Origin of the sequence: Mycobacterium sp. PSTR-4-N (assembly GCF_022348085.1) — a bacterium.
Classification (GTDB): Bacteria; Actinomycetota; Actinomycetes; order Mycobacteriales; family Mycobacteriaceae; genus Mycobacterium.
Genome location: NZ_JAKRFN010000002.1, coordinates 327,584 through 341,190 on the forward strand (window position 1 = coordinate 327,584; position 13,607 = coordinate 341,190).

General features: G+C 68.5%; 11 protein-coding genes. 4 read left to right on the forward strand and 7 right to left on the reverse strand.

The window, feature by feature from the left end; translation table 11 throughout:
• Genes MHN84_RS04915 through MHN84_RS04930 form a run of 4 tightly spaced genes read right to left on the reverse strand, consistent with a single transcriptional unit; the run spans position 1 to position 6,121 of the window.
• On the reverse strand, positions 1 to 2,313 hold the full coding sequence (locus tag MHN84_RS04915) for an FdhF/YdeP family oxidoreductase (protein ID WP_241203497.1): 2,313 nt from the start codon (positions 2,311 to 2,313) through the stop codon (positions 1 to 3).
• 4 nt (positions 2,314 to 2,317) lie between these two features.
• Positions 2,318 to 2,950: an MBL fold metallo-hydrolase gene (locus tag MHN84_RS04920; RefSeq protein WP_241203498.1), complete on the reverse strand. Its 633-nt coding sequence runs from the start codon at positions 2,948 to 2,950 to the stop codon at positions 2,318 to 2,320.
• The gene (locus tag MHN84_RS04925) at positions 2,947 to 4,032 is read right to left on the reverse strand and encodes an S-(hydroxymethyl)mycothiol dehydrogenase (RefSeq protein ID WP_241203499.1); all 1,086 of its coding nucleotides are present in this window, start codon (positions 4,030 to 4,032) and stop codon (positions 2,947 to 2,949) included. The genes MHN84_RS04920 and MHN84_RS04925 overlap by 4 nt, the downstream gene beginning before the upstream one ends.
• A gap of 40 nt (positions 4,033 to 4,072) precedes the next feature.
• Positions 4,073 to 6,121, reverse strand: a complete 2,049-nt coding sequence (locus MHN84_RS04930; protein WP_308192913.1) for an NADH:flavin oxidoreductase — start codon at positions 6,119 to 6,121, stop codon at positions 4,073 to 4,075.
• A 193-nt stretch (positions 6,122 to 6,314) separates the two neighbouring features.
• On the opposite strand from MHN84_RS04930, the gene MHN84_RS04935 reads away from it, so the two are divergent.
• Together MHN84_RS04935 and MHN84_RS04940 are read left to right on the forward strand one after the other, a co-directional pair.
• Positions 6,315 to 7,703, forward strand: coding sequence for an L-serine ammonia-lyase (locus MHN84_RS04935; protein WP_241203501.1), 1,389 nt, complete (start codon positions 6,315 to 6,317; stop codon positions 7,701 to 7,703).
• A 9-nt stretch (positions 7,704 to 7,712) separates the two neighbouring features.
• The gene (locus MHN84_RS04940; protein ID WP_241203502.1) at positions 7,713 to 7,949 is read left to right on the forward strand and encodes a hypothetical protein; all 237 of its coding nucleotides are present in this window, start codon (positions 7,713 to 7,715) and stop codon (positions 7,947 to 7,949) included.
• Between the two features lies 1 nt (position 7,950).
• Here the strand turns inward: MHN84_RS04940 and MHN84_RS04945 are convergent, their stop codons facing one another.
• Positions 7,951 to 9,384, reverse strand: a complete 1,434-nt coding sequence (locus MHN84_RS04945) for an APC family permease (RefSeq protein WP_241203503.1) — start codon at positions 9,382 to 9,384, stop codon at positions 7,951 to 7,953.
• A 40-nt stretch (positions 9,385 to 9,424) separates the two neighbouring features.
• The gene (locus MHN84_RS04950) at positions 9,425 to 10,057 is read right to left on the reverse strand and encodes a TetR/AcrR family transcriptional regulator (RefSeq protein ID WP_241203559.1); all 633 of its coding nucleotides are present in this window, start codon (positions 10,055 to 10,057) and stop codon (positions 9,425 to 9,427) included.
• Positions 10,058 to 10,116: 59 nt separating this feature from the next.
• Here MHN84_RS04950 and MHN84_RS04955 point away from each other — a divergent pair, with 59 nt between their 5' ends.
• Positions 10,117 to 10,965 (forward strand): esterase family protein, encoded by an 849-nt coding sequence (locus MHN84_RS04955; RefSeq protein WP_241203504.1) that lies wholly within the window; start codon positions 10,117 to 10,119, stop codon positions 10,963 to 10,965.
• Here MHN84_RS04955 and purD read toward each other — a convergent pair.
• Entirely contained in the window at positions 10,962 to 12,230 is a 1,269-nt protein-coding gene (gene purD / locus MHN84_RS04960; RefSeq protein ID WP_241203505.1) for a phosphoribosylamine--glycine ligase, read from the reverse strand. The genes MHN84_RS04955 and purD overlap by 4 nt on opposite strands.
• 113 nt (positions 12,231 to 12,343) lie before the next feature.
• On the opposite strand from purD, the gene MHN84_RS04965 reads away from it, so the two are divergent.
• Positions 12,344 to 13,600 (forward strand): cytochrome P450, encoded by a 1,257-nt coding sequence (locus MHN84_RS04965; RefSeq protein WP_241203506.1) that lies wholly within the window; start codon positions 12,344 to 12,346, stop codon positions 13,598 to 13,600.
• The last annotated feature ends 7 nt before the right edge of the window (positions 13,601 to 13,607 follow it).

Sequence of the window (13,607 nt, forward strand, 5' to 3'; positions counted from 1 at the left end):
TCAGGACCGTTGCAGAAGCCTGACCGTGATCGCTTTGGAGACCGGGGTGTTCGACCGTCTCGCCACGTGATCCAGCGGTACCAACGGGTTGGTCTCGGGATAGTAGGCCGCCGCATTGCCCCGGGGCGTCGGGTAGGGCACCAACCGAAAATCGTCGGCGCGCCGCTCTTCCACACCTCCGTCGGGCAAGGGCCATTCGGAGACCAGGTCCACATGGTCGCCCGCGACGAATCCGGCGTCGCGGATGTCGTCGGGATGGCAGAAGATCACCCGTCGGCCGCCTTTGACACCCCGGTAGCGGTCGTCGAGGCCGTAGATCGTGGTGTTGTACTGGTCGTGGCTGCGCATCGTCTGCAGGATCAGCCTGCCCTCCGGCACCGGCAGCCAGTGCAGGTCGTTGACCACGAAGTTGGCCTTGCCGCTTGCGGTGGCGAACCGGCGTTCGTCGCGCGGCGGGTGCGGCAGGACGAACCCGTCGGGCTGGCGGACCCGGCGGTTGAAGTCGGCGAACCCCGGGACCACGCGCGCGATGGCGTCGCGGATTCGGTCGTAGTCCGCGGCGAAGTCCGCCCACGGCACGTGATGGTCGGCACCGAAGAGCGCGGACGCCAGCGCGCACACGATCGCCACCTCACTGCGCAGGTGCTCGCTTGCCGGCTGGAGTCCACCGCGCGACAGGTGCACTACCGACATCGAATCCTCGACGCTGACAACTTGTTTGCGTCCACCGGTGCGATCCCTGTCGGTCCGTCCGAGTGACGGCAGGATCAGCGCGGTCCGCCCGCCGACCAGATGCGAGCGGTTCAGTTTCGTCGACACCTGCACGGTCAACGAGCAGCGGCGCAGCGCGGCCTCGGTGACCGCGGTGTCGGGGGTGGCGGCCACGAAGTTGCCGCCCATCGCCATGAACACCGATACCCGGCCGTCGCGCATCGCGCGGATCGTGTCGACCGCGTCGTATCCGTGCCGCCGCGGACTGGTGATGCCGAACTCGGCGTCCAGTGCAGCCAAGAAGCTCTCGGGGGCCTTCTCCCAGATTCCCATCGTCCGGTCGCCCTGGACGTTGGAATGGCCACGCACGGGACACACCCCTGCGCCCGGCTTGCCCAGCATGCCTTGCATCAGAAGGAGATTGGTGGCGTCGGAGATGGTGGCCACCCCGTGGGTCTGCTGCGTCAGACCCATCGCCCAGCAGATGATGGTCCTGCTCGAGGCGATCAGTGCCGCCGCGGTGTCGTCGAGTTGGCGGCGCGTCAGGCCGGTCGCGATGACCACGGTGTCGAGATCGACCGCGCGGATGTGCTCTGCCCACGCCTCGAAGCCGGCGCAGTGCTCGGCAATGAAGTCCGCGTCGAGCACCGAACCGGGGTGCCGATCCTCCGCCTCGAGCAGCAGTTTGGCCAGCCCCTGGAACAGCGCCTGGTCACCGCCGAGGCGGATCTGCAGGAAGTCGTCGGCGATCACGACACCGTCACCGATGACGCCGTGCACCTTCTGCGGGTCCTTGAACCGCAGCAGCCCGGCCTCGGGCAGCGGGTTGATCGCGATCACCCTCGCGCCGTTGGCTTTTGCCTTCTCCAACACCGAGAGCATGCGCGGGTGGTTGGTGCCCGGGTTCTGGCCGGCGATCAGGATCAGCTCGGCGTTCTCGAGGTCCGGGACGGACACCGAACCCTTGCCGATGCCGATGCTCTCCTGCAGCGCGGTCCCCGACGATTCGTGGCACAGGTTCGAGCAGTCCGGCATGTTGTTGGTCCCGAAGCTGCGGATCATCAACTGGTACACGAAGGCCGCCTCGTTCGAGGTGCGTCCCGAGGTGTAGAAGGCCGCCTCGTCGGGCGAGTCCAGGGCATGCAGCGCGTCGGCGATCAGATCCAGCGCGGCGTCCCACCCGATCGGCTCGTAGTGGGTGGCGCCGGGCCGCAACACCATCGGGTGCGTGAGGCGACCCTGCCTACCGAGCCAGTAGTCGGTGCGCTCGGCCAGCTCGGCGACCGGGTGGGCGGCGAAGAAATCCGGCCCGACCCGCCGCTTGGTGGCCTCTTCGGCGACGGCTTTCGCACCGTTCTCGCAGAACTCGGCGTGCTTACGGTGTCCCGGGGTCTCCGGCCACGCACATCCGGGGCAGTCGAAACCGTTGCGTTGGTTCAGCGCCGCCAGGGTGCGTACGGTACGCGCCGCGCCCATCTGCTCGACGCCGCGCCGCAGCGACACCAGTACGGCGGGAATCCCCGCCGCGTAGGTCTTTTCGCCAGTGACGACGACGTCGCGCTCGTCGATGTCACCATCGGCGTCCCCGAGGCCTGCGCCCATCCCGTCAGTGCCCGCGCGCGATCCATTCGGCGAGGTGGGGGGCCTCCGCGCCGATGGTGGTGTGGTCGCCGTGGCCGGTGTGCACCCGGGTGTCCTCGGGCAGGGTCAGCAGCGAGTCGCGGATCGAGTCGATGATGGTCCCGAAGTCGCTGTAGGAGCGACCCGTCGCACCCGGTCCACCCTGGAAGAGCGTGTCACCCGAGAACAGCACACCGGCCTCGGCTAGGTACAGCGACACCGATCCGGGCGAGTGTCCGGGTGTGTGGATCACTCGAATATCTGTGCCGGCCAGTGGGATTCGCTGATCTGCCGCGAGTTCGGTGTAGGTCGTTTCGGGGTGCGACATCTTCCACAGCACATCGTCGCCGGGGTGCAGCATGATCGGTGCGTCGAGTTCGGCACCCAACTCGGGCGCGACCGTCACGTGATCGTCGTGCCCGTGGGTGACGATCACCGCGACGACGGTGCGCCCGCCGACGGCATCGATGATCTGCGGTGCGGTGTGTGCGGCGTCGACGACGACGACCTCGTCGTCGTCACCGACCACCCATACGTTGTTGTCGACGTCCCAGGTCCCCCCGTCGAGGCTGAACGTCCCCGAGGTGACGACGCGGTCGATGCGCAGATCGCCGCTCACAGCACGACCACCGAGCGCAGCACCTCACCCTTGTGCATGGTGTCGAAGGCGTCCTCGACCTCGTCGAGCTTGATCCGTTCGGAGACGAAGCGGTCCAGCGGCAGCCGGCCCTGCTGGTAGAGATCCACCAGCGTGGGGAAGTCGCGTTCGGGCAGGCAGTCGCCGTACCACGAGGACTTCAATGCCCCACCGCGGGAGAAGAAGTCGATCAGCGGCATCTCCAGTGTCATGTCGGGCGTCGGGACACCGACCAGCACCACGGTGCCCGCGAGGTCGCGGGCGTAGAACGCCTGGCGCCAGGTCTCGGGGCGGCCGACCGCGTCGATGACGACGTCGGCACCGAAGCCCCCGGTGAGTTCCTGCACGGCCGCCACGGTATCGCCCGCGGAGGCGTCGACGGTGTGCGTGGCGCCCAGTTCGCGCGCCCATTCGAGCTTGCGGGCGTCGCGGTCGATCGCGATGATCGTGCCGGCACCGGCCAGTCTGGCCCCCATGATCGCCGCGTCTCCCACACCGCCACAGCCGATGACGGCCACCGAGTCGCCGCGCGAGACGTTGCCGGTGTTGACCGCCGCACCCAGCCCGGCCATCACGCCGCATCCGAGCAACCCGACGACGGCGGGATCGGCGTCCGGGTCGACCTTGGTGCACTGTCCCGCGTGCACCAGCGTCTTCTCGGCGAACGCGCCGATGCCGAGGGCGGGGGTCAGCTCGGTGCCGTCACCGAGCGTCATCTTCTGTGCGGCGTTGAAGGTGTCGAAGCAGTACTGCGGGCGGCCACGTTTGCACGCCCGGCACTGGCCACAGACGGCGCGCCAGTTGAGCACGACGAAATCGCCGACGGCCACGGAGGTCACGCCGTCACCCGTCTGCTCCACGACACCGGCGGCCTCATGGCCGAGCAGGAACGGGAATTCGTCGTTGATGCCGCCCTCCCGGTAGGTCAGGTCGGTGTGGCAGACGCCGCAGGCCTGCACCCGCACGATCACCTCGCCGGGGCCGGGATCTGGAATCGTGATCTCGGCGACCTCGACCGGCGCGCCCTTGGCGCGGGCGATCACTCCTCGAACGTGCTGTGGCATGGGAAGACTCCTGGTTGTTGTCGGTGAGGGATAGGGCTTTTCAGAGCGCGATGCACAGCCGGAAGGCATCGTAGACCGCCGCGTGGATGTTGCGGCTGGCCACCGCATCTCCGATCCGGAACAGTTGGTAAGCCCCCTGCGGATTGCGCACGACGTGCTGGGTGCGCAATCCGAGCAGCGCCTGCTGGTCGACTTCACCCCGGTTGGAGGAACCGGGAACCAGCTCGAAGTACAGCTCGTCCTGAGGCAGGGTGCCGTGTTCGACGACGACCTGGTCCACCACGCGGTGCCGGGTGGCGTGCGCGTACTCGTTGTACAGATCGACCTCGAGGCGGCCGTCCCTGCGCCGCACCCCGGTCAGACGTTCGTTGAGCGTCACCCGCACGTCGTGCTCGGCGAACGCCTTGAAGTAACCGGGGTAGTTCACCCCGCCCACGTCGGGCGCCAATGTCCGCTCGGGCGTGACGAATTCGACCTCGACACCGCTGCGCGCGACCATCTCGGCCGCGTCCATGCCGGGGTGGCCGCCGTTGTCGTCGTAGAACAGCACGCTGCCGCGCGGGCGCACCGCCCCGCACAGCACGTCCCATGCGTCGGTGACCAGTGACGATCCCTCGGAGAGGAATCCCGTGTTGGGCAGACCTCCGGTCGCCACCACCACGATGTCGGGTTCCTCGGCGAGCACGTCGTCGGCCTCGGCGTAGGCATTGGTCCGGATGTCGACATCGAGCAGCTTGCACTCCGCGAGCCGCCAATCGACGATGCTGATCAGGTCCCGCCGGCGGGGCGCCGAGGAGGCGAGCCGAATCTGTCCGCCCGGCGCGTCGGCCGCCTCGAACACCACGACCTTGTGCCCCCGCTCGCCGAGAACGCGGGCGGCTTCCAGGCCGGCCGGTCCGCCACCGATGACGACGGCTTTGCGCGGTGCGCCTGTGGCCGCCGGAACATGGTGGGGCATCCGGTCCTCGCGTCCGGTCGACGCGTTGTGCACGCATTTGGCGTCGCGGGCCTGGTAGATCTCGTCGAGGCAGTAGCTCGCCCCGACGCATGGTCGGATGCGGTCTTCCTCTCCCGCTTGGATTTTCGCGACGATGTGCGGGTCGGCGATGTGCGCCCGGGTCATGCCGACGAGGTCGATCAACCCGTCGCGGATCGCATGGCGCGCGGTCGCGACATCGTTGATGCGGGCCGCATGCATGACGGGGATCTGCAGGGCCGCCTTGACCTGCCCGGCGAACTCGAGGTGAGGAGCCACCGGGGTGCCCATCGGGGGGATCACCCGGGAGAGCGCCTCGTCGCTGGCCATGTATCCCTTGATGACGCTGATGAAGTCGATGCCCTCGGCCACCAGGAGTTCGGCGATCTGCACGCCCTCGTTGTACTGCAGGCCGCCGTCGATGTCCTCGTCGAGGGACATCCGGATGCCGACGGCGAAGTCGGGGCCGGCAGCCTCCCGTACCGCCCGAATCACTTTGAGCGGGAAGCGCAGCCGGTTCTCGAGGCTGCCCATCCCGTACTCGTCGTCACGCCGGTTGGTCAGCGGCGACCAGAAGGAGTCGAGAAGGTGTGTGTAGGCCTCGATCTCGACGCCGTCGAGGCCGGCCTCCCGGCAACGCGTCGTCGCGTCGGCATACGCCTTGACGATGCGGTCGAGATCCCATTCCTCAGCGACCTTCGGGAAGGCACGGTGTGCTGGTTCTCGAATCGCCGATGGCGCGATGACGGGAAGCCAGTCGCCGTCGTAGTTGCTGGTGCGGCGGCCGAGGTGGGTGATCTGGCACATCACGGCCGCACCGTTCTCGTGCACGCCATAGGCCAGCTCACTGAGCCAGGGCACGATCTCGTCCTTGTAGAGATGCAGGTTGCCGAAGGCGGCCGGACTGTCGGGAGCGACGACCGCCGAGCCGCCCATCATGGTCAGGCCGATCCCGCCCTTGGCCTTCTCCTCGTGGTAGAGGCGGTAGCGCCGCTTGGGCATGCCGTCCTCGGTGTACGAGGGCTCGTGGGACGTGCTCACGACGCGGTTGCGCAGCGTCATGGTCTTCAGCGAGAAGGGCTGCAGGAGGGGATCGATGAGCTGCGCCACCACACACCAGCTTTCTAACATTTCAGTCGTGTTGTCTAACACGTCAGCTTGGGTGAACCGTATGCCACTGCGGCCGCAGGGTCAAGGGTGGACAGTCGGCCGATTTCGCCTCCTTGACGCGTTGACCAGGCTGACCTACCGTTGACATCACATCTGGTATATCAGTAGCCGATCAGCAGAACGAAGGGAGCCGGTCGTGACGATCAGCGTGTTCGACCTCTTCTCGGTCGGCATCGGCCCGTCGAGTTCGCACACGGTCGGCCCGATGCGCGCCGCCGCACGGTTCGCCGCCGACCTGCAGACCATGGGAGCCGTCGCCGCGGTCGCCGACGTGCGTGCCGACCTCTACGGATCGCTGGCGGCCACCGGCGCCGGACACGGCACGTTCACCGCAGTCCTCCTCGGGCTCGAGGGCCACCGGCCGGAGGACATCTGCCCCGACGAGATGGAGCGACGCGTCGAGGAGATGCGCGCGACGGGCACGATCCGCCTGGCGGGTGCTCGCACCATCCGACTGACCGAGCATGACCTCACGTTGCGCCCGCTGACGATCCTGCCGTTCCACCCCAACGGCATGACGCTCACCGCGCTCGACGACCACGGCCGTGAACTGCATCGCCAGACCTATTTCTCCGTCGGAGGCGGGTTCGTCGTCACCGAGGCCGAGACGCTCGACACCGCACCTCGCGCTCGCGACCCGCGCTCCCTGACGTTCGGATCGGCGAAGGAACTACTCGAACTCTGCCACCGGCACGGATACCGCGTCAGCGACCTGATGCTGGCGGTCGAGCGTGAGCGCCACCCCTCCGACGAGATCCGGCGTCGGTTGTTGCACATCCGCGACGTGATGGTCGAGTGCGAGAAGCGTGGCGTCAGTCGTGCCGGCTATCTACCCGGCACGCTGCGTGTCCGCCGTCGGGCCAAAGACTGGTACGACCGGCTTCGCGCCGAAGACCCCGACCGGCGTCCCGAGTTCGCCCAGGACTGGGTCAACCTCGTGGCGCTGGCCGTCAACGAGGAGAACGCCTCCGGCGGACGGATCGTCACCGCACCCACCAACGGCGCCGCGGGCATCGTGCCCGCCGTGCTGCACTACGCGGTGCACTACACCGGGGCGGGCCACACCGACCCCGACGGCACCGCGGTGCGGTTCCTGCTGGCCGCCGGCGCCATCGGCTCCCTCTACAAGGAGCGCGCCTCGATCTCCGGAGCCGAGGTCGGGTGCCAGGGCGAGGTCGGCTCCGCCGCGTCGATGGCGGCGGCCGGACTGGCCGAGATTCTCGGCGGCACACCGGAACAGGTGGAGAACGCAGCGGAGATCGCGATGGAGCACAGCCTGGGCCTCACCTGTGATCCCGTCGGAGGCCTGGTGCAGATCCCGTGCATCGAACGCAATGCGATCTCGGCGGGCAAGGCGATCAACGCCGCCAGGATGGCGCTGCGCGGTGACGGGTCCCACCACGTGACGCTCGATCAGGTGATCGAGACGATGCGCACCACCGGAGCCGACATGCTCGCCAAATACAAGGAGACGTCCACCGGCGGCCTCGCCGTGAACGTCGGGGTCAACTACATCGAGTGCTGAGGTGAGGCCGTGATTCTGGACTGGTATGACCGCCGCATTCTGGCGTTCGTCGTGAGTCAGCCGTCGGATCGTCCCCTGCCCGAGCAGGAATGCCGGAGCTGGTTCGGCATCAGCCCCGGCGCCGTCATGCGACGCTTCGGTGCCGTCGTCGACGTGTATTCGTCGGCACATCCGCCGCTGACACGAGACGATCAGGATCTGCTCGACCGGGCCGCTGCGCGCCGGACGTCGCTCGCCGGAGTCTGACTCAGTCGTCCGGCCCGGCGCCCAGGTGCGTCGGATCGGTGATGTGGGCGTCGCGGATACCGAGCTGGCGGTTGATCAGCTGGGTGATGAAGAACAGCACCACCCCGAGCGCGACCAGCGCGCCGGCCACGAGGTACTGCTGAGCGGGGCGACCGGACAGCGGCGTCACCAGATACAGCGAGACGAGGAAGCCGATGACCGGCAGGATCGTCGGGGTCGTGAAGTGCCCGCCCGTCTCGCGCACGTCGCGGCGGAGCACCAGCACCGCCACGTTGACCACCGCGAACACCGCGAGCAGCAGGAGGCTGGTGGTGCCGCCGAGGACGGAGATCGCGTTGCTGCTGGCGAAGGCGCTGACGTAGGTGATCAGACCGAACGCGATCAGCGTGGTGAAGACGATGGCCACCCACGGTGAGCGGCGCGTGGGATGCACGGTCCCGAGCACCTGCGGCAGCACATGCTGACGGGCCATGCCGTAGATCAGCCGGCTCGCCATCAGCATGTTGATCAGCGCGGTGTTCGAGACCGCGAACATCGTGATGAACGGCAGGATCGAGTCGATCGGCAACGCGGGCGCGCCCGCCTTGACGACCTCGACCAGCGGGGTGTCACTGGCCTCCAGCTTGCCGATCGGCACCAGCGCCACCGCGACGATCGAGACGAGGATGTAGACGACCCCGGCGATCGAGAGCCCGGACAGCAGGATCTTGGGGAATGTCTTGACCGGGTCCTTGGTCTCCTCGGCCATGTTGACCGAGTCCTCGAAGCCGACCATCGCGAAGAAGGCCAGTGAGGTCGCCGCGGTGATCGCCAGAAAGGTGTTCTTCTCCTCGCCCGTCTCGAATGCGACGACGCGGGAGAAGTCGATGTCCCCGCCACGCGTGAAGGCCCACATTCCGACGAAGATCACCAGGACCAGGCCGGTGATCTCGACGATCGTCAGGACGACGTTGAGCTTGACGCTCTCGCCCACCCCCCGATAGTTGATGGCGGCCAGCGCCGCCATGAACCCCAGCGCCAGCAGGGCCACCGCGAGCTTGGACGCGTCGACGTCGATCCCGGTGAAGAAGTTCGCCGCGAAAGCTCTGGAAGCCGTTGAGGCCGAGGTGATTCCGGAACACATCACCACGAAGGCGACCAGGAACGTGACGAAGTGGATGCCGAATGCCTTGTGCGCATAGAGCGCGGCACCTGCGGCCTGCGGGTACTTGGTCACCAACTCCAGATAGCTGAACGCGGTGATCGTCGCGACGCCGAAGGCGACGAGGAACGGAACCCATGCTGCGCCACCGACTTCGGCGGCGACGTCGCCGACGAGCGCGTACACGCCGGTGCCCAGGATGTCCCCGACCACGAACAGCAGAAGCAGGCCCGGTCCCATCACCCGCTTCAACTCGGGCTGCTTGGTCTCCTGACCGGTCGCCGACTCCGCCATGCGCCTCCCCCTACCTGTTGGTCGATCCACCCATCTTCGGTCACCGCGCCCGCGAGCGCAGAGGCAAAGTGTAGGGAGCCAGCACGTCGATCACGTCGATCAACGTGGCCCGGGCCGTGGCGCGTGGCCCGTCGCCGTCGCCGACGAGTGCGGCCACCACGGCGCCGTCGACCGCGCACACCAGCGCGGTCAGCAGCTCGGGGTGCACGGCGCGGCCACACCGTTCGACGACCGCGATCACCGCGTCGGTGCGGTGTTTGAGGATTCTGCGCTGGATGTCACGCAGGTTGGGCTGGCGCGCGCAGGCGATCAGCCGCTCGTACCGGGAGATCAGGTGTTCGGTCACCCGTTCGCGGCTGTCCCCGACGAGCAGATCGACCAGGATGTCGGCGGTCGCTTCCGGACCTCGCCGCCGCCGCGACAGATCCGCCACGCGGTTCTGGAGCTCCTGGGTCTCGAGCACGCCGACGTATTCGACCGCGTGGGCGATCAGGTCATCCAGCGAAGAAAAGTAGTACGTCGTCGAGGCCAGTGGCAGCCCGGCCCGCCGCGCCACTGCGCGATGCCGCACCGCGTCGAACCCGCCTTCGCACAGCAGGTCGGCAGCGGCGCTGACCAGCGCATACCGCCGACGTTCTCCCTTCGGAGTGACTGCTGCCGTCACGTCTAGCATCGTGCCAGCCACGGGGGTACGGCATCGGGCTTTCGGCAATTCGCTGCGGCGCCGATGGCATGATGACGCGCATGTCGAGGATCAGCCGCCGCGCGATGCTCGGGCTCGGGTACCGGGCCGGACTCGTGACCGCAGCAGGGGTGACCGCCGTGTCCGCGTTGACCCGGGCGGCGGCGGTCGCCGCGCCGCCCGCCGCGGCGCCGACGTACGCCGCAGGCACGTTCACGTCTGCGGCGCGCGGTGGCGCGCCGACCAACTGGATCATCGCCCGGCCGCCCGGCCAGACGGCACCGCTGCGTCCGGTGATCCTGCTGCACGGCAAGGACAGCAGCGCTGCCACGGTCATGTCGATGGGCGCCGAGCAGTTCCTCGCTGATGCGGTCGCTGCCGGTGTGCCCCCGTTCGCTCTCGCCGCCGTCGACGGTGGCAACGGGTACTGGCACCGGCGCGCCTCCGGTGATGATCCGGGCGCGATGGTGCTCGACGAGTTCCTGCCGCTTCTCGCAGAGCAGGGACTCGACACCTCACGAGTCGGATTCCTCGGGTGGTCGATGGGCGGCTACGGCGCCATGCTGCTGGGCGCCCGGCTGGGCGCGGCGCGCACGGCGGCGATCTGTGCGGTCAGCCCGGCTCTGTGGACCGCACCGGGGGCCGCGGCCCCGGGCGCGTTCGACGGTGCGGCGGACTACGAGGCCAACAGCGTCTGGGGCCTGCCGGGGCTCACCGGCATCCCGTTGCGCATCGACATCGGCGACGACGACCCGTTCGCCGCGGCGACCCGGCAGTTCATCGGCCAGTTGCCCACCCCGCCGGCCGGCGGGTTCTCCCCGGGCGGGCACAACGCCGCGTTCTGGTCGTCGCAGCTCAGTTCGGAGCTGACCTGGATGGCCCCGCTGCTGACGGCTTAGAGACTGATGTCGCCCTGCGCGGCGGCCAGCCCGATGTCGGTGCGAAAGTGGCTACCCGGCAAGCGAATAGCGTCGATGGTCGCGTAGGCCGAGGCGCGTGCGGCCGCGAGGTCGGCACCGGTGCCCACCACCGAGAGCACCCGTCCGCCGGATGACACCAGTGCGCCGTCGTCGCGGCGCGCGGTGCCTGCGTGCAGGACCCCGTCGGCGTCGGCACCGGTGATGACGTCACCGACCCGAGGCCGGCCCGGGTAGTTCTCGGCGGCGACGACGACGGTCACGGCGGCGCCGTCGCGCCACCGCGGCGCCGGCGCGGCAGCCAGTTCGCCGGTGGCGGCGGCCATCAGCAACGCCGCGAGCGGCGAGTCGAGCAGGGCGAGCACCGCCTGGGTCTCGGGATCGCCGAAGCGGCAGTTGAACTCGACGACGGCGGGACCCTTCGACGTGATCGCCAAGCCGGCGTAGAGCAGCCCGGAGAACGCACTACCGCGCCGAACCAGTTCCACGGCAACGGGTCTGACGATCTCGTCGACGATGCGCGTGGTCATGTCGGCGGGCAGCCACGGCAGCGGGGTGTAGGCACCCATCCCGCCGGTGTTGGGGCCGGTGTCCCCGTCACCGACTCGCTTGGAGTCCTGCGCAGGCAGCAGCGGCACCACGGTCTCGCCGTCGACGAGGCAGAACAGCGACACCTCCGGGCCGTCGAGGAACGATTCGAGTAGCACGGGGTGGCCTGCCTCGAGCAGGCTCGCCGCGTGCGCGCGGGCCACCTCACGATCGGCGGTGACGACCACACCCTTGCCGGCGGCGAGCCCGTCGTCCTTGACCACCCAGGCTTGTTCACCGGCGGGCGGACCGAAACGGTCGAGTGCGGCGTCGAGATGTCCGGGGTTGTCGACGATCTCGCTGGTCGCCGTCTTCACCCCGGCAACGCTCATGACGTCCTTGGCGAATGCTTTGGAGCCTTCGATGCGGGCGGCGTCGCGCGTGGGACCGAAGCAGGCGATACCGGCCGCGCGCACCGCGTCGGCCACTCCGAGGACCAGCGGCACCTCGGGGCCGACGACCACCAGGTCCGCCCCCACCCGCCGGGCCAGCGCGACGACCTCGTCGGCCGACGTCACGTCGACGTCGTACTGGTCGGCGACCGCGGCGGTGCCGGCGTTCCCGGGCGCGACGGAGAGTCCGTCCACCTCGGGGTCTCGGCGCAGCGCGAGCAGCAGCGCGTGTTCACGGGCTCCGGAACCGATCACCAGGACGTGCACAGGTGACCACCCTAATCGCACCGCGACGCCGCCGACGCACCACTGAGCATACAGTTACCCGATCAGGTGTATGGTCGCACGGGAGTGCCGCACGTCACACCTCGGAGGCCACCATGACCAGCTGCCCTTTCCTGCCGACCGGCTACGACTTCACCGACCCGGATGTCCTGGTCAACGGCATGCCGGTGCGTGAGTTCACCGAACTGCGCAAGACCGCGCCGGTGTGGTGGAACGAGCAGGCCGAGTCGGTGTTCGGCGACGGCGGGTACTGGGTGATCACCCGCCACGCCGACATCAAGGCGATCTCCCGCGACGGGACGCTGTGGTCGACCAACCGCAAAGGCGCTGTGATGCGGCTACCCGAGGGTGTGACCGCCGATCAGCTGGAGCTGACCAAGGCGCTGCTGATCAACCACGACGCGCCGGAGCACACCCGGCTGCGCAAGATCGTCTCGCGCCTGTTCACGCCGCGGGCCATCGCCACACTGGAGGACAAGCTCGCCGCGGCCGCCCGCGAGATCGTCGCCACCGCCGCCGCCAAGGGCGGCGGCGACTTCGTCCACGACATCGCCATGTCGTTGCCGCTGCAGGCGATCGCCGACCTCATCGGCGTGCCCGAAGCGGACCGGGAGAAGTTGTTCGAGTGGACCAACGCGATCATGAACACCGACGACCCGGATTTCCAGACCGATCACGTCGCGGCCAACGCCGAGCTGATGGGCTATGCGTACACGATGGCCGAGGAGCGGCGGCGTCCCCCGCAAGCGGGAGGTGCCCCCAGCCCCGCAGACGACATCGTCACCCGGCTCGTCCAGGCCGACGCGCTGGGTGAGGACGGCGACAGCATGTCCGACGTCGAGTTCGCGTTCTTCGTCATCCTGCTGGCGGTGGCAGGCAACGAGACCACCCGCAACGCGATGACCCACGGCATGAACGCGTTCCTCGAACACCCCGACCAGTGGGAGCTGTTCACTCGCGACCGCCCACAGACAGCGGTCGACGAGATTATCCGCTGGGCCACGCCGGTGCACTGCTTCCAACGCACCGCGACCGAGGACGTGGAGGTCGGCGGCACGCTGATCCGCGAGGGCCAGCGGGTGGGGTTGTTCTACAGCTCGGCGAACTTCGACGAGGAGGTCTTCGATCGGCCCTTCGAGTTCGACATCCTCCGCGACCCGAATCCGCACCTGTCGTTCGGCGGCAACGGCGCCCACTACTGCATCGGCGCCAACCTGGCCCGCATGGAGATCAAGCTCATCTTCGAGCAGATCGCCGAACAGATTCCGGACATCACCAAGGTGGCCGAACCGCAACGCCTGCGGTCGGGGTGGATCAACGGCGTGAAGGAGTTGCGCGTCGCGTATCGCTGACGACCGC

Excerpts from the sequence above, each read along its gene's own strand:
- MHN84_RS04955 (WP_241203504.1), top strand. The coding sequence starts at position 10,117 with ATGATGACGCGCATGTCGAGGATCAGCCGCCGCGCGATGCTCGGGCTC.
- MHN84_RS04945 (WP_241203503.1), bottom strand. The coding sequence starts at position 9,384 with ATGGCGGAGTCGGCGACCGGTCAGGAGACCAAGCAGCCCGAGTTGAAG.
- MHN84_RS04925 (WP_241203499.1), bottom strand. The coding sequence starts at position 4,032 with ATGCCACAGCACGTTCGAGGAGTGATCGCCCGCGCCAAGGGCGCGCCG.
- MHN84_RS04965 (WP_241203506.1), top strand. The coding sequence starts at position 12,344 with ATGACCAGCTGCCCTTTCCTGCCGACCGGCTACGACTTCACCGACCCG.
- MHN84_RS04950 (WP_241203559.1), bottom strand. The coding sequence starts at position 10,057 with ATGCTAGACGTGACGGCAGCAGTCACTCCGAAGGGAGAACGTCGGCGG.
- MHN84_RS04915 (WP_241203497.1), bottom strand. The coding sequence starts at position 2,313 with ATGGGCGCAGGCCTCGGGGACGCCGATGGTGACATCGACGAGCGCGAC.